This window comes from Endozoicomonas sp. ALB115 (assembly GCF_049310245.1).
In the GTDB taxonomy this organism is placed as follows: Bacteria; Pseudomonadota; Gammaproteobacteria; order Pseudomonadales; family Endozoicomonadaceae; genus Endozoicomonas.
This window is the reverse complement of record NZ_JBLYZG010000080.1, coordinates 1-19,252: the sequence shown is the minus strand read 5'-3', so window position 1 is coordinate 19,252 and position 19,252 is coordinate 1. Positions and strand designations below refer to the sequence as shown.

At 52.9% G+C, this 19,252-nt stretch carries 4 protein-coding genes; all 4 read right to left on the bottom strand.

Annotated features, from left to right (window positions below; all coding sequences use genetic code 11):
• Positions 1 to 475, bottom strand: a 475-nt coding sequence (locus tag ACO6VE_RS21910; RefSeq protein WP_422463434.1) for a DUF4277 domain-containing protein, incomplete at its 3' end; no start/stop codon positions are given.
• 347 nt (positions 476 to 822) lie between these two features.
• A complete protein-coding gene (locus ACO6VE_RS21905) occupies positions 823 to 7,380 on the bottom strand; it encodes an AAA family ATPase (RefSeq protein ID WP_422463432.1) in 6,558 nt (2,185 codons plus the stop codon).
• Positions 7,381 to 7,513: 133 nt separating this feature from the next.
• Positions 7,514 to 13,831 carry an AAA family ATPase gene (locus tag ACO6VE_RS21900; RefSeq protein WP_422463430.1) on the bottom strand — a complete coding sequence of 2,106 codons (6,318 nt, stop codon included), beginning with the start codon at positions 13,829 to 13,831 and terminating at the stop codon, positions 7,514 to 7,516.
• Positions 13,832 to 14,241: 410 nt separating this feature from the next.
• A partial coding sequence (locus tag ACO6VE_RS21895; RefSeq protein WP_422463429.1) for an AAA family ATPase occupies positions 14,242 to 19,252 on the bottom strand: 5,011 nt, incomplete at its 5' end.

Sequence of the window (19,252 nt, the reverse complement as noted above, 5' to 3'; positions counted from 1 at the left end):
AACCGCGGCAGATATGGATACAATTCAAGTCATCAGGATTTTCATGACTGTTATAGATTCCATCCACATGAAAGCTGGTGCCATCCAGATTCAATGCATTGCAGGGCAGCTTCAGATGATTGACAACCTTAACGGCAAGGTTCAGGTACAAGTCACTGACGCCAGCGTCGTACAGGCTATCAAGGGCCCGACCAAGTACCTTGTCGTTCAAGTGTTCGGGCTGTATGCCTTCCCCGATGAGGCGATCAATCGGCTTGTCCTCAAAAAACTCAGGGAACATATACAGAGTTTGCCCTGTAAACCCCAACCCATTGATGATCATTGCGACCACCGCTTGTCCTATAGTGACATGACGCACATCGGAGTCATTAGTTATACGCGCATCGATGTATTCGGCTATCCTTAGCTCCCGACACATAGCGGCAACCAAGCCAAGGTGGTTCAGGTTCTTAAACTGGTATTGAACTGGCAACATGTCGACGTTCCTGAATATCTGATCAATCCTTTGACAACAGATTTCAGGAAAATATCAATCGGGGTGGTGAAAGGCAGTTAGGAATAGTCCTTGAATAATTTACACATTTCGGAGCCTCCGAACTCCGTTCGTCCTGAGCCTGTCGAAGGGCGTTAACTCCGAGGCATGATAGATTGTGCCAGGCACCCTTCGACTCCGCTCAGGATGCACGGAGAGTGAGTTCTAAATGTCGGAATTATTTAAGGACAATTACTTGGCTACTCAGGCTCTATTTGGCTTTTGGATTGCTCTACTATGAACACTGTCTATAGCTCACGAAACATTGGTCTGGAATCCTGAAAGAGCCACTACCTATTTTCGATCTGTGCAAGAAACTCATCTAAAAGAACAAGCAAATCATCCGCCTGAAGAACGACAGCGGAAGGCCGGTTAAAATACTCTTTTAAACGTTTTGGAGGTAATTTTAATTCGGTCATGGGGGCATCTTGCTGATTAGCAGCTGTAAGCAACGGCTCATAGCCAGGCCGCTTTGCCTCAGAATAGATATTATATTGTTGAGTCACCCAAATTGGAGGAGTGGTATCATGCCTGTGATGCGCTGCCAGCCAAATAAAGAATATTTTTCTTATTGCTCCGTTGGTAACACTAACCTTTTCACTTTCACATATTTCGCTAATTACTGGCTTTAAGCCGGATTTTATTTTTTCAGCAATCTTATCGTTCATCGCATTTTTGGACAAAGAAGTACAGTCGAAAATAATAGGTTTGTAGCTTGTAGATTTTGATACGTTCAGGAAAGCCGCCTCGCCGGAAATCAGTTTTTCAGGGATGATAATGCTATTGCCCACAGGCTGGTGGTGGAGTTGTTGATGGATGCAAGGCTGGGATAGTCGCCCCAAAAGGGAGTGGCTCAAGGTCATCGTTTTGAAAAGGTTTATGCAGTACTGTGAAAATCGTGGATTTTCGTATTCAAGAAGGCTATCCGTTCTGGGTCCTGGAGAATAAGACTCAAGCATTCCTTTTACCCGGCTTTTTAACTGACAGGAATCACAGGACCCACAGAGCGTCTGTAGGATGGTCAATAATTCATATTTCAGAAATTGAGGCACCGAGCGGTAAAGGTCACATAGCCAGTTCAAATAGTGCACATCAGGCTCTTGTGCATGTATCAGTCGAAATAATGGTTTCAGTTTATTTTTGATAGTTGTTCTTAAATGGTTTCTGACTGCTGAAAAATTCCAGGCACTTTTCTCTATGATACATTCCCAGTCTTGTATTTTGTCACCAAACAGGCAAAACATTTGTGGCGATAATAGCACCCCCCAATCCTTCGGCAAAACTCTGGAGTATTCAGGTCCTCTGTTGAATGCAGCATAGTTATCTTTAAGTTGGTGCATAATATCAGTCAGCACTGATCTTTTATTGCACGACAGTAATAAATCTTCAAGACGTTCAAGAGACTTCTCAATTTTGTGCCGTAACACAGAGCCTCTTTCCGTTGAATTGATAAATCGGTTGGAAAAGGCATACCCTCTTGTAGCGGGTGGCTTCAGGTCAGAACCACCTGGTTGACCATACTCCCCCCAGTCGGGTTCTGTGATATCTGCTGTAACCCGTCCGCCACCACCGAGTTGGTATTGTCGCCAGGTTTGGCCGCCATCGGGGCTGATCTCAACAAAACGGTGCGAAACATTCACTACTTGCCGGGCAGGAATTCCCCAATAGTGACAGAGCATTTGGAAGATCGCCGCCTTGTGTCGGCAAACCCCTTGTTTCTCCCTGAGCATATTCAGCAACAGCTGGTCATCTTGTCCGGTCACATTTTTGCTGTCGGAAAATGTATCCAGCCAATCCATCAACGCCCTGAGTCGTTGCGGGATATCCAGGGCCCCATTGATATCACGCAGCTCTTCATAGGCTTTGCAGCTGTTCGTTTCGGAGTAAAAAATCTTTTCTTCCAGGACTTCTACAAGCCGTTGACTGCACAATCCCTCTTGTAATGTCAGACACTCGCCCGGTCTCAGTGGGGTAAAATAGGTTCGCCCGGGGGCAATGATAAAGTCCACCGTTACCGATGATGGTGTGGATGCCTTACTTTTGATTAACAGTTGCCCTGTTAGCTCGCTTCGGGCCAGCTCGATGGGGGTGTCCGGGGTGCAGCGCAGTGCCCGGAGCTGGTCCGAGGGCGTCAGGGCAGGCAAGGGCTGCCACTGGTTATTCAGGGTTAACGCAATGTTGCCGGGCAGTTCATCGGCACCAAGGTCGGTCCGCCAGACGGTATCATCAGGCCATCCTGGCACAGGGGTTATCGTGCCATTTGTCCAGTCGATGGGGTAGTCGCGCAACCGGCCGTCTTCATCCAGAAGGGTCTCCACAAAGGAGAGACGATATTGGCGGGCATCGTAAGGGGTTTTGGGGAAGTACCTGGTGATCTTGAAGTGCTGGGGAGCCACAATATCGTCAAATGTGGAGGGGTAAGCCGAATGACCGGTTTTTTTCGGCTTTACCGTTGACCTGCTCTTGCGGTTGATCGCCGGGCCTTGTTGCATGGCCTGCACAATCGTCATGATGTCTTGATCTGTTGTCTCCGGTGTCACCGTGATTTCACGGTCACGACAACGGAGTGCAGACCCGAGCTGTACCGTGATGGGCGTCAACAGTCCGGGCATGCTATTGGCGAGGGTCTCAAGGGCCCGGCGCCGTTCTTCTTGCTTGATTCGTGCCAGGCTTGCGGTATCTTCCTGCAGCGGGGGCAGCGGTGTCTTTAAAGCGCGAAAGGGCAGTGACAGGTGTTGTCGCAAGGCCTGATTCCAATGTTCAGGCCGCTGACTGGCCAGCTGCCGGGCGCTGCTGAACAGGTCGTCCAGTGGCAGTTGCACCGGGCGGTTCTGCTGATGCAGTGCTGTGGCCAGTTGGTGGAAGTGATCCGCCAGCCATTGGGGCAACCCGTCAGGTATCTCGGGCAATCCCTGCACCAGCCTTGCCAGGTCTTCCGTGTCAAGGGCTGCCAGCCTGATTTGGGTGCAGCGGCTGGTCAGGGCCAGGCTCAGCGCTTCCCGTCCGACGAAATAGCCGGGATTGATGGTGGCAAACAGGCGAAATCCCGGCGCTGCATGGCCAGTCAACACATTATTCAGCAACCCTTCTACGTAGTGGCTGGGAATCAGGTTAAGCTCACTGATGGCAATCAGTTGCCCCCGGCTCATGGCCTGTTTGACGCTCTTTGCCAAGGTGGTCCACTGGTTCGGGTTGGCATTGATATGAACAAACGGGCGATTCATCCCTTGCTGTTGTTGCCAGAGCCGGATGGTTCTGTCCAGCACAAAGTCCTTGCCCCAGCCTGCCGGGCCTTCCACCAGAATGGCGGTGCGCCCCGAGTCATCCTTGTCCAGACTTTGCCAGTAGCGGTAAGCCAGTTGCTGGACAGGCTTTGGCGAGAAGTCACCATCGGAGTTGGTGGCCTGCAGTTCCTGCAGGAAAACAGCAAAGCTCTGGTCGACCCCTGCTATCAAGGACGGATCTTCCGGGTACTGGCCCTGGTACCAGTGGTTGAGGGTGTCCAGCCGCTGCTGGCAGTCATGGGTGACGGCACCGGCCAGACTGTCCATAAATGCCCGCCGGACCAGGGCGTTGACTTGCCCAGGCGTGCTCACGGTAGCGGCACAGTGACGGAGAATCTGGCGAACGGTGGCCAGCACATCGATGATATCTCTGGGTGTAGTCTGCTCCAGCAGCGCCCGGAACTGGTTGTACAGGGTTAATAGCCGGTCACGGGCCTGGTGTTTCAGGTGCTCAGGCCAGGCCTGTGGCAGGTTGGGCAGAATGATGGCGTTGGCCAGCACAGTGTCCGGCAAGGGGTTATAAAAGAAGGTGGGAATCCGTGATTTCAGCGTGTTATCCAGGTGCCGTCCCGAATAATGATCCGGATTACCGGTGAGAATAATCCGGTGCCGGTCGTTCAGTTCGTACTCCCGGCCCTGATAATGGAGCACCGGCGGCTGCCGGGTTAAACCGGCCAGAGGGGCAAGCAGACCCTCTGGCACCAGGTTGGCTTCATCGAGCACCAGCAGGGGCGGATCTTTCGATAATGCCCATTGCAGCAGTGGCCCTTCGCGAAATTCGGTGCGGTGATCCTCCGCCCCATTGCCCATTGAATAACTGACCAGCTGCGGTCCGCCAAACAGGGCTTCCTGGGTGTCGTTGGGTCCAAGTTGAAGCACCTGACAGTCTGGATAACCAGCCCTGGCCGCAATGGCCCTGGCCATAAAGGTCTTGCCGGCTCCGGCCTCGCCCTGCAGGAACACCACGGGATGCTCCCGGACCCTCTGGGCCAAATGCTCCAGACGCCGCTCCTGCCGGAACCGGTCAGAGCGCTGCCGGGCAAGGAGGGTGTCGGGCAGATCCTGACACGGCCCGGGTAACTGATCATCAACAAAGGCCGTGGCCAGTATCTCCCGGATCTGTCGTGATTTCTGTTGATCGGTCTGATTCACAATGGCGATAATCTGGCTCTCCAGCATCCCGACCGTTTGGCTGATGATGGTGTCTTGCCTGAGTAATGACCGTTGGGCGATCAGAGTATCTTTTAAGGTTGAGCGCAGGTGCCCGTCAAACAAGCATTTTTTCCGGGCCAGCCGAAGATCGACCGCCAATCGTTGCGCCATGGGCCGCTGCCGTGCGGGGGCAGCAGCGGCGACCACATAAGTGGCCAGCTCTTTCACCGAGTTGTTATCTATGTCATCCGGTTCTTTGCTGTCCTGGTGAACCGTGGCCGGACAGTGCCGGGCCAGCGTCCAGAAACAAGCCTCAATGTCCCTAAGCTCGGGGGCCGGGTGTCGGGCCAGCCATTGCTCCAGGGCGGATCGGTCGGCACGGTTGTCAGTGGGCTGATCCGGATAATAACCGGCAATTTTCGCCTTGATGAAACTGTAAATCTCCGGATCGCCACGATAAGCCTTGGCCAACAGCACATGCAAGGCTCGGCGTTGATGGCAGGGCAGAAGCCCGGGGCTACCGTCCAGCAGGCGTTCTGCCTCGGCCTGTTGGTCAAACCGATACTGAAAATCCTCCCCGGTCCAGGGCGGTCTGTCCGGGTAGAGCCTTTGACAGGATCGGGGCAGTGACATCAGCAGGGAGTAGATCGGGTTTTCCGGTGCGGGTTGTTGGCTGTCGGAAACGTTGAGCAGGGCGTTGATCAATGTTGAGCCGGTGGTTTGCTGCCCCGGGGGAGGCATGAAGGTAACCCGTGCCTTTGGCAGTTCCATCTTGTGCCCATGAATAAACAGGTAAGGGGCGGGTAATAACAGGGTTTCCAGGTTGGCAGCCAATTCCGGGTTGCGCTCCAGACCATAAAGGGTCGTTGCTGTTCCATTGACCAGGGCATCCAGCAGCCGACTGTTGGTCAGTGAAAAAGTGAAACGGCTCTGGCTGGTGAGGTTGACCTGTTGCAGGGATTCCAGGGTATCCCCGGGGTTGATCTGATAAGTGAAAGTGGCGCAGTGTGGGTTGCAGGCTCCCGTGGTTGGACAGTCGCCAGCCCTTGCAGGGAGCAACAAATCGGTTGGCAAATTGGTAAACAACTGTGGTTTTTTACTCGCCGGTAATTCCTCCAGTCGGCACAATAACCATAACCACTGTTTGTCATCCAGCTCGCCAGTAAGCACCAGTTGCCTGCAACCTTGCAGCAGATTAGCGAGCATATCCGTTTGCACAACGGCAGTGCCCTCTACCATCACATGGCCTTTGAGACGCTCGATTGAGCTGCCGTTTATCACCACAAACGGGCTTTGGGGACAAAAAACGTTGCTGTCGCTGATCGTCTGATCTTTCCGGGCGTTGAGTTCGGTGGCACCGACATGGGCTACGGACAGGGATATCTGCTCAGGCAGCCGGACCCATTGCTTGTTGGCGGTAAATCCGCCAACACGTATGGCCGTTGCCAGGGCTGCCTGGAAGCCAGTGTCTTCCCAGGGTGCATTGTTAAGCACAAGGTGGGTATTCTCTTTCAGGTTGGCCAAAGCCCCTTCAGAAAAAACCAGCCGACCCCGATCATTGAGGGTGATACCACCAAAGAGTTGATGGTACCAGTTGTCGGTGGTGGCAAAGTTGATGTTGACGCGGAGGGCATTGGCCGGGATGTCTTCCGTGTTTTTTTGGGCCAGCAAGGTTTCATCGGTCACCGAATCAGCAATATGGCAGTCGGCTTCTGATACGGCCTTTTCCGGCATTTGCCCCAATCTGCGCCAGAGGTCGGGGTTGGCGGGCTTACTTCCGTCCAGCATCCCGTGGTTGACCAGAAATACCCGTCGGATGTGGTCGCCCAGTGGTTTATCGTTACACTTGGGTCCCACCTGAAGAAGGTCATTAAAGCTGGCGATATCACCGGGTGTCATGGAGGTCAGGTCAAACACCAGGGTCATCGGCTCATCCGTAAACAGTCGGCCTTCTGCTTTTTGTAATTGGCCGCCCTCTAGCCAGGTTTGTTGCATCAGGCCCTGTTTTTCCAGATCAGCCAGCGCGCGAATGCAATACGTTGCAGGCTGTTCATGGCGTAATTGATCAATAATTCGCTGTTGGGTTAACGGAGTATTGGCAAAATAGAACTCACCGGTGCTCAGGCTCTGATGGGCCGCTTCCTGATCCGTTGAGCGGGCGGTGGGGTGATCGCTTTGCAAGTGAGAGGTAACTTGACAGGCGACTGTTGTCCTTTGTCCTAAATCAGGCGTTGGGACTTCTTGAGGTTCTATTAATCTTGATCGCTTTGCTGAAGATTGCTGAAGCTTTGTCTGTCCATCGGAAAAATCCGATATTTTCCTTATGTCTCCCTCCTGGTGTGGTAAAGAGTGGGTTACTGTTTGATTTGGCAAGGAGTGATAATTGATAACTTCATTTTTTGTTTTGTCCATTTGATCATCCATGCCTGATTTATGAATGCCGGTGTCATGAGATTAAGGACAACAAAATAATAAGAACGTTCCTTCCACTACAAATGCATGAACATGTTGAGTGGTTTGCTAATGTTTCCTTCTCCCTATTTTCCTAATCTGCAATCAATGCAAGAAACTCATCTAAAAGGACCAGCAAATCATCCGTTTGAAGAACGACAGCGGAAGGTTGGTTAAAACAGTATTTTATACGTTCCGGGGGTAATTTTAATCGGGCCATGGGCTCAACTTTGCAGTCATCAAGCGTAAGGCAATTATCAATGTAAGGCTGCACTGTCCTAGAATAGTTATCATAATAGCAAGTCAGCCAAACGGGAGAAGTGGTATCATTCATGTGATGTGCTACCAGCCAATAAAAGAATATTTTTTTTATTAACCCGCTTAACTCTACATGCTTTTCACTCATGGATATTTCGATAATTCCTGACCTTACTCTGGATTTTATTGATCCAGCAATCTTGTCGTCTATCTCCTGGTCTGGTAAGGAAGTACAATCGAAGATAATGGGTTTGTAGCTTGTAGATTTTGATACGCTCAGGAAAGCAGCCTCTCCGGACATAAGCTTTTCAGGGATGATAATGCTATTGCCCACAGGCTGGTGGTGGAGTTGTTGATGGATGCGAGGCTGTGATAGTCGCTCCAAAAGTGAGTGGCTCATGGTCATCGTTTGGATAAAGTTTTTGCAGAGCTTTGATAATCGTACCTGGTAAATTTTTTGTTCATCAGCATCAATGTTAATTTTCGTGGGTTTTAGAGGATAAGACACAAGCATTAATTTTACCTGGTCTTTTAACTGACAGGAGTCACAGGACTCAGAGAAGGTCTGTAAGATGGCCAATAATACATATTTCAGAAATTCAGGCACTGATTGGTAAAGATCACATAGCCAGTTCAAATAGTGTACATCAGGCTGTTGTGCATCTATCAGGCGATATAATATCTTTATTTCCACAGTCATGAAACAATGTATCGCATTGCTTTTGCCCCTATTATCCACCATAAGCCAGGCGCTTTTTTCTATGATACTTTTCCATTTATTTATGTTTTTACCAAACCGGTAAAACATTTGTGGCGATAATAGTACCCCCCAATTTTTCTGCAAATCTTTGTTAAGGCTGGGGTCTAAAGGTTCTCTGTGGAATACAGAGTAGATATCTTCAAGTGTGTGCATAACATCAGTCACAGCTGATTTGTTTTTGTTTAACAGTAATTGGTTTGCAAGGCAATCAAGGTTCGCATCAATTAAATCATAGAGGTTGCGCGATGAATCGATAAATTGGTCGGAATAGGCATAATCCTCGGGTGGCTTCAGCACAGAATGGCCTGGTCGATGATACTCCCCCCAGTCGTATTCTGTGATATCTGCTGTGGACCGTCCGCCACCCCCGAGTTGGTATTGTCGCCAGGTGCGGCCGCCATCGGGGCTGATTTCAACAAAACGGTGCGAAGCATTCTCTACTTGCCGCGCAGGAATACCCCAATAGTGGCAGAGCATCTGGAAAATCGTCGCCTTGTGTCGGCAGGCCCCCTGTTTCTCCCTGAGCATATTCAGCAACAGCTGTTCATCTTGCCCGGTCACATTTTTGCTATCGGAAAATGTATCCAGCCAACCCCGCAACGCCCTGAGTCGTTGCGGGATATCCGGGATCCCATGGATGTTACGCAGCTCTGCATAGGCTTTGCAGGTGTTGGTTTCGGAGTAAAAAATATTCTCTGTCAGGAGATCTTCAAGCCGTTGACTGCATAATCCCTCTGGTAATGTCAGCCATTCGCCCGGTCTCAGTTGGGTAAAATAGGTTTGCCCGGGGGCAATGATAAAGTCCACCGTTACCGGTGACGCTGAGGATGCCTGACTTTTGATTAACAGTTGCCCTGTCAGCTCGCTTCGAGCCAGCTCAATGGGTATTTTCGGGGTGCAGCGCAGTGCCCGGAGCTGGTCTCTGGGCGTCAGGGCAGGCAGGGGCTGCCACTGATTATTCAGGCTCAGCGTACGCTTGCCGGGCAGTTCATCTGCGCCAAGGTTGGTCCGCCAGGCGCTATCATCTGGCCATCCTGGCAACGGTGTTAGCGTGCCATTTGTCCAGTCGATGGGGTAGTCACGCAACCGGCCATCTTCATCCAGACGGGTCTCCTGAAAAGTGAGACGATATTGGCGGGCATCGTAAGGGTCTTCGGGGTAGTACCTGGCGACCGTGTAGTAGATGGGAGCCACAATATCGCCAAATTTACAAGGGTAAGCCGAACGACCGGTTTGTTGCGGGTTTACCGTTGATCCGCTATTGCGGCTGGTCTCCATATTTTGCAGCATGGCTTGTGCAATGGTCATGACGTCCTGATCTGTTGCTTCCCGTGTCACCGTGATTATCCGGTCACCACAACGGGTTACAGGCCCGAATATTACCGTGATGGGCGTCAACAGTCCGGGTATGCTATTGGCGCTGGCCTCAAGGTCCCGGCGCCGTTGTTCTTCCTGCTGGATTCGTTCCAGGCGTGCGGTATCCTCCTTCAGCGGAGGCAGCGGTGTCTGCAAGGCACGAAAGGGCAGTGACAAGTGTTTTCGCAAGGCCTGATGCCAATGTTCAGGCCGCTGGCTGGCCAGCTGCCGGGCGCTGCTGAACAGGTCGTCCAGTGCCAGTTGCACCGGGCGGTTCTGCTGATGCAGTGCTGTGGCCAGTTGGTGGAAGTGACCCGCCAGCCACTTGGGCAACCCATCAGGTATCTCGGGTAAACCCTGCACCAGCCCTTCCAGTTCTTCCGGGGTAAGGGCAGCCAGCCTGACCTGGGTGCAGCGGCTCGTCAGGGCCTTGCTCAGCGCTTCCCGTCCGGAAAAATAGCCGGGATTGATGGTGGCAAACAGGCGAAATCCCCGTGCTGCATGGCCGGTCAACACATGATTCAGCAACCCTTCTACATAGTGGCTGGGAATCAGGTTAAGCTCACTGATGGCGATCAGTTGCCCTCGGCTCATCGCCTGTTTAACGCGCTCGGCCAGAGTGGTCCACTGGTTCGGGTTGGCATTGATATGAACAAACGGGCGATTCATCCCTTGCTGTTGTTGCCAGAGCCGGATGGTTCTCTTTAGCACAAAATCCTTGCCCCAGCCCGCCGGCCCTTCCACCAGCATGGCGGTGCGTCCCGAGTCATCCTTGTCCAGACTTTGCCAATAGTGGTAGACCAGTCGCTGGACAGGCTCCGCAGAGAAGTCACCATCGGGGTTGGCGGCCTGTAATCGTTGGATAAAATCAGTAAAGCTCGCGTCAACCCCCGCCAAAAGGGACGGGTCTTCCTTGAACTGGCCCCGGTACCAGACGTTGAGGGTTCTCAGCCGTTGCTGGTATTCCGAGGTTACTGCACCGGCCAGACTGTCCATAAATGCCCGCCTGATCAGGGCGTTGACTTGCGCTGGCGTGTCGTCCCCGGTAGCGGAACAGTGACGGAGAATCTGGCGAACGGTGGCCAGCACATCGGTGATATCTCTGGGTGTGGTCTGGTCCTGCAGCTCCCGGAATTGGTTGTACAGGGTTAATAGCCGGTCACGGGCCTGTTGTTTCAGGTGATCAGGCCAGGCCTGCGGTAGATTGGGCAGAATGATGGCGTTGGCCAGCACGGTGTCTGGCAAGGGGTTATAAAAGAAGGTGGGAATCCGTGATTTCAGCGTGTTATCCAGGTGCCGTCCCGAATAATGATCCGGATTACCGGTGAGAATAATCCGGTGCCGGTCCTTCAGTTCGTACTCCCGGCCCTGATAATGGAGCACCGGCGGCTTCCGGGTTAAACCGGCCAGGGGGGCAAGCAGACCCTCTGGTGCCAGGTTGGCTTCATCGAGCACCAGCAGGGGCGGATCTTTCGATAATGCCCACTGTAGCAGTGGCCCTTCACAAAATTCGGTGCCATGGTCCTCCGCCCCATTGCCCACTGAATAACGGACCAGCTGCGGTCCGCCAAACAGGGCTTCTGAGGTATGGTTGGGCCCAAGCTGAAGCACCTGACAGTCTGGATAACCAGCCCTGGCCGCAATGGCTCTGGCCATAAAGGTCTTGCCAGCTCCGGCCTCACCCTGCAGGAACACCACGGGATGCTTCCGTACCCTCCTGGCCAAATGCACCAGACGCCGCTCCTGCCGGGACCGGTGATGGCGCTGTCGGGCAAGGAGGGCATCGGGCAGATCCTGACACGGCCCGGGTAACTGATCATCAATAAAGTGGGTGGCCAGTAACTCCCGGATCTGTTGTGATTTCTGTTGATCGGTCTGATTCAGAATGGCGGCAATCTGGCTCTCCAGCGTCCCGACCGTTTGGCTAATGATGGTGCCCTGCCTGAGTGATGCCCGGTGAGCGATCAGGGTATCTTTTAAGGTTGAGCGCAGGTTTCCATCAAAAAAACGTTTTTGCCGAGCCAGCTGAAGATCCACACCCAATCGCTGTGCCATGGGCCGCTGCCGTGCGCGGCGCGCAGCGGCGACCACATAAGTGGCGAGCTCTTTCACTGAGTTGTTATTTATGTCATCCGATTCTTTGCTGTCCTGGTGAACCGTGGCCGGACAGTGCCGGGCCAGCGCCCAGAAATCGGCCTTGATGTCCCTCAGCTCCGGGGTTGGGTGTCGGGCCAGCCAGTGCTCCAGGGCGGATCGGTCGGCACGGTTGTCGGTGGGCTGATCCGGATAATAACCGGCAATTTTCGCCTTGATGAAACTGTAAATCTCCGGATCGCCGCGATACGCCTTGGCCAGCAGCACATGTAAGGCTCGGCGTTGATGGCAGGGCAGCAGCCCGGGGCTACCGTCCAGCAGGCGTTCTGCCTCGCCCTGTTGCTCAAACCGATACTGAAAATCCTCTCCGGTCCAGGGCGGCCTGTCCGGATAGCGCCTTTTATAGGATTGGGGCAGAGACATCAGCAGGGAGTAGACCGGGTTTTCCGGTGCGGGTGGTGGGCTGTCGGATACGTTGAGCAGGGCGTTGATCAATGCTGAGCCGGTGGTTTGCTGCCCCGGGGGAGGCATGAAGGTGACCTGTGCCTTTGGCAGATCCATCTTATGCCCATGAATAAACAGGTAAGGGTCGGGCAATAACAGGGTTTCCAGGTTGGCAGCCAATTCCGGGTTGCACTCCAGACCATAAAGGGTTGTTGGTGTCCCATTGACCAGATCATCCAGCAGTCGACTGTTGCTCAGGGAAAAAGTGAAACAGCTCTGGCTGGTGAGGTTGACCTGTTGCAGGGATTCCAGGGTATCCCCGGGGTTAATCCGATAGGTGAAAGTGGCGCAGTGTGGTGGGTTGCAGGCTCCCGTGGTTGGACAGTCGCCAGCCCTTGCAGGGAGCAACAAATCGGTTGGCAAATTGGCAAACAACTGTGGTCTTTTAATCTCCGGTAATTCCTCCAGTCGGCACAATAACCATAACCACTGTTTGTCATCCAGCTCGCCAGTAAGCACCAGTTGCCTGCAACCTTGCAGCAGATTAGCGAGCATATCCGTTTGCACAACGGTAGTGCCCTCTACCATCACATGGCCTTTGAGACGCTCGATTGAGCTGCGGTTAATCACCACAAACGGGCTTTGGGGGCAAAAAACGGTGCTGTCGCTGATCGTCTGCTCTTTCCGGGCGTTGAGTTCGGTGGCACCGACATGGGCTACGGACAGGGATATCTGCTCAGGCAGCCGGACCCATTGCTTGTTGGCGGTGAATCCGCCAACCCGTATGGCCGTTGCCAGGGCTGTCTGAAAGCCAGTGTCTTCCCAGGGTGCGTTGTTAAACACCAGGTGGGTATTGTCTTTCAGGTTGGCCAGGGCCCCGTCAGAAAAAACCAGCTGCCCCCGGTCATTGAGGGTGATACCGCCGAACAGTCGGCGGTACCAGTGGTCGGTGGTGGCAAAGTCGAGGGTGGTGCGGGGAGCATTGGCCGGGATATCTTCCGTGGTTTTTTGGGCCAGCAAGGTTTCATCGGTCACCGGATCGGCAATATTGCAGTCGGCTTCTGATACGGTCTTTTCCGGCATTTGCCCCAATCTGCGCCAGAGGTCGGGGTTGGCGGGCTTACTTCCGTCCAGCATCCTGTGGTTGACCAGAAATACCCGACGGATGTGGTCGCCCAGTGGTTTATCGTTACACTTGGGGCCTGCCTGAAGAAGGTCATTAAAGCTGGCGATATCACCGGGTGTCATGGAGGTCAGGTCAAACACCAGGGTCATCGGCTCATCCGTAAACAGTCGGCCTTCTGCTTTTTGTAATTGGCCGCCCTCTAGCCAGGTTTGTTGCATCAGACCCTGTTTTTCCAGATCATCCAGCGCGCGAATGCAATACGTTGCAGGCTGTTCATGGCGTAATTGATCAATAATTCGCTGTTGGGTTAACGGAGCATTGGCAAAATAGAACTCACCGGTGCTCAGGCTCTGATGGGCCGCTTCCTGATCCATTGAGCGGGCGGTGGATTGATTACTTTGAAAGTGAGAGGTAACTTGACAGGCGGCTGTTGTCCTTTGTCCTAAGTCAGGCGTTGGGACTTTTTGGGGTTCTATCAATCTTGATCGCTTTGATGAAGATTGCTGAAGATTTGTCTGTCCATCGGAAAAATCCGATATTTTCCTTATGTTTCCCACCTGATGTGGTGAGGAGTAGTTTACTGTTTGACTTGGCAAGGAGTGATAATTGATAACTTCATTTTTTGTTTTGTCCATTTGATCATCCATGCCTGATTTATGAATGTCGGTGTCATGAGATTAAGGACAACAAAATAATAAGAACGTTCCTTCCACTGCAAACGCATGAACATTTATCGAGCAGTCATTGTTGAGCGGTTTGCTAATGTTTCCTTCTCCTTGTTTTCTTAATCTGCAATCAATGCAAGAAACTCATCTAAAAGGACCAGCAAATCATCCGTTTGAAGAACGACAGCGGAAGGTTGGTTAAAACAGTATTTTATACGTTCCGGGGGTAATTTTAATCGGGCCATGGGCTCAACTTTGCAGTCATCAAGCGTAAGCCAATTATCAATGTAAGGCTGCACTGTCCTAGAATAGTTACCATAATAGCAAGTCAGCCAAACGGGAGAAGTGGTATCATTCATGTGATGTGCTGCCAGCCAATAAAAGAATATTTTTTTTATTAACCCATTTAACTCTACATGCTTTTCACTCATGGATATTTCGGTAATTCCTGGCCTTACTCCGGATTTTATTGATCCAGCAATCTTGTCGTCTACCTCCTGGTCTGGTAAGGAAGTACAATCGAAGATAATGGGTTTGTAGCTTGTAGATTTTGATACGTTCAGGAAAGCAGCCTCTCCGGACATAAGCTTTTCAGGGATGATAATGCTGTTGCCCACAGGCTGGTGGTGGAGTTGTTGATGGATGCGAGGCTGTGATAGTTGCTCCAAAAGAGAGTGGCTCATGGTCATCGTTTTGATAAAGTCTGTGCAGAGCTTTGATAAGCGTACCTTGTCAGTTTTTTGTTCCTCAGCATCAATGGCAAGTTTCTCGGGACTTAAAGAATATGACATAAGCATTAATTTTACCTGGTCTTTTAACTGACAGGAGTCACAGGACTCAGAGAACGTCTGTAAGATGGCCAATAATACATATTTCAGAAATTCAGGTACGGATCGGTAAAGATCACATAGCCAGTTCAAATAGTGCACATCAGGCTCTTGTGCATCTATCAGGCGATATAATATCTTTATAGGCGAAATCATGAAATGATGTATCGCATCATCGCCCAAATTATCTACCATAAGCCAAGCGCTTTTTCCTATGATACTTTTCCATTCATTTATTTTTTTACCAAACCGGTAAAACATTTGTGGCGATAATAGTATCCCCCAATTATTCTGAATCCCTCTGTAATTGCTTGAGCTTACAGGTTCTCGGTGGAATGCAGAGTAGATATCTTCAAGTGTGTGCATAACCTCCGTCACAGCTGATTCGTTTTTGTTCAACAGTAATTGGTTTGCAAGATAATCAAAATTCTTATCAATTAAATAAAAGAAGTCTCGCGATGAACCGGTAAATTGGTTGGAATAGTCATACTCCTCGGGTGGCTTCAGCGCAGATTGGTCTGGTTGATGATAATCCCCCCAGTCGGGTTCTGTGATACCTTCAATGGCCTGTCCGCCACCACCGAGTTGGTATTGTCGCCAGGTGCGGCCGCCATCGGGGCTGATTTCGACAAAACTGTGCCCGACATTCCTTACTTGCCGGGCAGGAATACCCCAATAGTGGCAGAGCACCTGGAAGATCATCGCCTTTTGTCGGCAAACCCCCTGTTTCTCCCTGAGCATATTCAGCAACAGCTGTTCATCTTGCCCGGTCACATTTTTGCTATCGGAAAATGTATCCAGCCAACCCATCAACGCCCTGAGTCGTTGCGGGATATCCGGGATCCCATCGATGTCATGCAGCTCTGCATAGGCTTCGCAGGTGTTGGTTTCGGAGTAAAAAATATTCTCTGCCAGGAGGCCTGCAAGCCGTTGACTGCACAATCCCTCTTGTAATGTCAGCGGTTCGCCTGGTCTCAGTTGGGTAAAATAGGTTTGCCCGGGGGCAATGATAAAGTCCAACGTTACCGGTGACACTGAGGATGCCTTACTTTTGATTAACAGTTGCCCTGTCAGCTCGCTTCGGGCCAGCTCAATGGGTATTTTCGGGGTACAGCGCAGTGCCCGGAGCTGCTCTTTGGGTGTCAGGGCAGGCAGGGGCTGCCACTGGTTATTCAGGATCAGCGTAAACTTGCCGGGCAGTTCATCTGCGCCAAGGTCGGTTCGCCAGGCGGTATCATCAGGCCATCCTGCCACCGATGTTAACGTGCCATCTGTCCAGTCGATGGGGTAGTTGCGCAACCGGCCGTCTTCATCCAGACGGGTCTCCAGAAAAGAGAGACGATATTGGTCCTCATTGTAAGGATATTGCGGGTAGTACCTGATGATCTTGTGGTGGGTGTAAGCCACAATATCGCCAAATGTGGCAGAGTAAGCCAAATGCCGGTTTTTTTGCTTTACCGTTGAGCCGCTGGTGCGGCTGATCTCCCTGTCTTGCTGCATGGCTTGCATAACTGTCATGACGTCCTGATCTGTTGCCTCCGGTGTCACCGTGATTACCCGGTCACCACAACGGAGTTCAGGCCCGAATGTTACCGTGATGGGCGTCAACAGTCCGGGCATGCTATTGGCTATGGTCTCAAGGTCCCGGCGCCGTTGTTCTTCCTGCTGGATTCGTTCCAGGCGTGCGGTATCCTCCTTCAGCGGAGGCAGTGTTGTCTGCAAGGCACGAAAGGGCAGTGACAGGTGTTTTCGCAAGGCCTGATGCCAATGTTCAGGCCGCTGACTGGCCAGCTGCCGGGCGCTGCTGAACAGGTCGTTCAGTGCCAGTTGCACCGGGCGGTTCTGCTGATGCAGTGCTGTGGCCAGTTGGTGGAAGTGACCCGCCAGCCACTTGGGCAACCCATCAGGTATCTTGGGCAAACCCCGCACCATCTTTGCCAGGTCTTCCGGGGTAAGGGCAGCCAGCCTGACCTGGGTGCAGCGGCTTGTCAGGGCCTTGCTCAGCGCTTCCCGTCCGGCAAAATAGCCGGGATTGATGGTGGCAAACAGGCGAAATCCCCGTGCTGCATGGCCGGTCAACACATTATTCAGCAACCCTTCTACATAGTGGCTGGGAATCAGGTTAAGCTCACTGATGGCGATCAGTTGCCCCCGGCTCATCGCTTGCTTGACGCTTTCTGCCAAAGAGGTCCACTGGTTCGGGTTGGCATTGATATGGACAAATGGGCGTACTGGCTGTTGTTTCCTCTCTTGCTGTTGTTGCCAGAGCCGGATGGTTCTGTTTAGCACAAAATCCTTGCCCCAGCCCGCCGGCCCTTCCACCAGTATGGCGGTGCGTCCCGAGTCATCCTTGTCCAGACTTTGCCAGTAGTGGTAGACCAGCTGCCGGACAGGCTCCGCAGAGAAGTCACCATCGGGGTTGGCGGCCTGCAGTCGTTGGATAAAATCAGTAAAGCTCAAGTCAACCCCCGCCAAAAGGGACGGATCTTCCTTGAACTGGCCCTGGTACCAGACGTTGAGGGTTCTCAGCCGTTGCTGGTATTCCGTGGTTACAGCACCGGCCAGACTGTCCATAAATGCCCGCCTGATCAGGGCGTTGACTTGCGCTGGCGTGTCGTCCCCGGTAGCGGAACAGTGACGGAGAATCTGGCGAACGGTGGCCAGCACATCGGTGATATCTCTGGGTGTGGTCTGGCCCTGCAGCTCCCGGAACTGGTTGTACAGGGTTAATAGCCGGTCACGGGCCTGTTGTTTCAGGTGCTCAGGCCAGGCCTGCGGTAGATTGGGCAGAATGATGGCGTTGGCCAGCATGGTGTCCGGCAAGGGGTTATAAAAGAAGGTGGGAATCCGTGATTTCAGCGTGTTATCCAGGTGCCGTCCCGAATAATGATCCGGATTACCGGTGAGAATAATCCGGTGCCGGTTGTTCAGTTCGTACTCCCGGCCCTGATAATGGAGCACCGGCGGCTGCCGGGTTAAACCGACCAGGGGGGCAAGCAGACCCTCTGGCACCAGGTTGGCTTCATCGAGCACCAGCAGGGGCGGATCTTTCGATAATGCCCACAGCAGCAGTGGCCCTTCACAAAATTCGGTGCCATGGTCCTCCGCCCCATTGCCCACTGAATAACTCACCAGCTGCGGTCCACCAAACAGGGCTTCTGAGGTGTGGTTGGGCCCAAGCTGAAGCACCTGACAGTCTGGATAACCAGCCCTGGCCGCAATGGCTCTGGCCATAAAGGTCTTGCCGGCTCCGGCCTCACCCTGCAGGAACACCACGGGATGCTTCCGGACCCTCCTGGCCAAATGCACCAGACGCCGCTCCTGCCGGGACCAGTGATGGCGCTGTCGGGCAAGAAGGGCATCGGGCAGATCCTGACACGGTCCGGGTAACTGATCATCAATAAAGTGGGTGGCCAGTAACTCCCGAATCTGTTGTGATTTCTGTTGATCGGTCTGATTCAGAATGGCGGCAATCTGGCTCTCCAGCGTCCCGGTTGTTTGGCTGATGATGATGTCTTGCCTGAGTGATGCCCGGTGAGCGATCAGGGTATCTTTTAAGGTTGAGCGCAGGTTTCCATCAAAAAAGCGTTTTTTCCGGGCCAGCCGAAGATCAACACCCAATCGCTGTGCCAGGGGCCGCTGCTGTGCCCGGGGGGCGGCGGCGACCATATAGATGGCCAGCTGCTTCACTGCGTCGTGAGATACAGGATACGGGTCTTGGCTGCCTTGGTGTACCGTGGCCGGGCAGTGCCGGGCCAGCGCCCAGAAATCAGCCTTGATGTCCCTCAGCTCCGGGGCCGAGTGGTGGGCCAGCCATTGCTCCAGGGCGGATCGGTCGGCCCGGTTGTCGGCGGGTTGATCCGGATAATAACCGGCAATTTTGGCCTTGATGAAGCTGTAAATCTCCGGATCACCGCGATACGCCTTGGCCAGCAGCACATGCAAGGCGCGGCGTTGATGGCAGGGCAGAAGCCCTGGGCTACCGTCCAGCAGGCGTTCTGCCCCGGCCTGTTGCTCAAACCGATACTGAAAATCCGCCCCGGTCCAGGGCGGCCTGTCCGGATAGCGCTTTTGACAGGATTGGGGCAGAGACATCAGCAGGGAGTAGACCGGGTTTTCCGGTGCGGGTGGTTGGCTGTCGGAAAGGTTGAGCAGGGCGTTGATCAATGCTGAGCCGGTGGTTTGCTGCCCCGGGGGAGGCATGAAGGTGATCTGTGCCTTTGGCAGATCCATCTTATGCCCATGAATAAACAGGTAAGGGGCGGGCAATAACAGGGTTTCCAGGTTGGCAGCCAATTCCGGG

Excerpts from the sequence above, each read along its gene's own strand:
- ACO6VE_RS21905 (WP_422463432.1), bottom strand. The coding sequence starts at position 7,380 with ATGGACAAAACAAAAAATGAAGTTATCAATTATCACTCCTTGCCAAAT.
- ACO6VE_RS21900 (WP_422463430.1), bottom strand. The coding sequence starts at position 13,831 with ATGGATCAGGAAGCGGCCCATCAGAGCCTGAGCACCGGTGAGTTCTAT.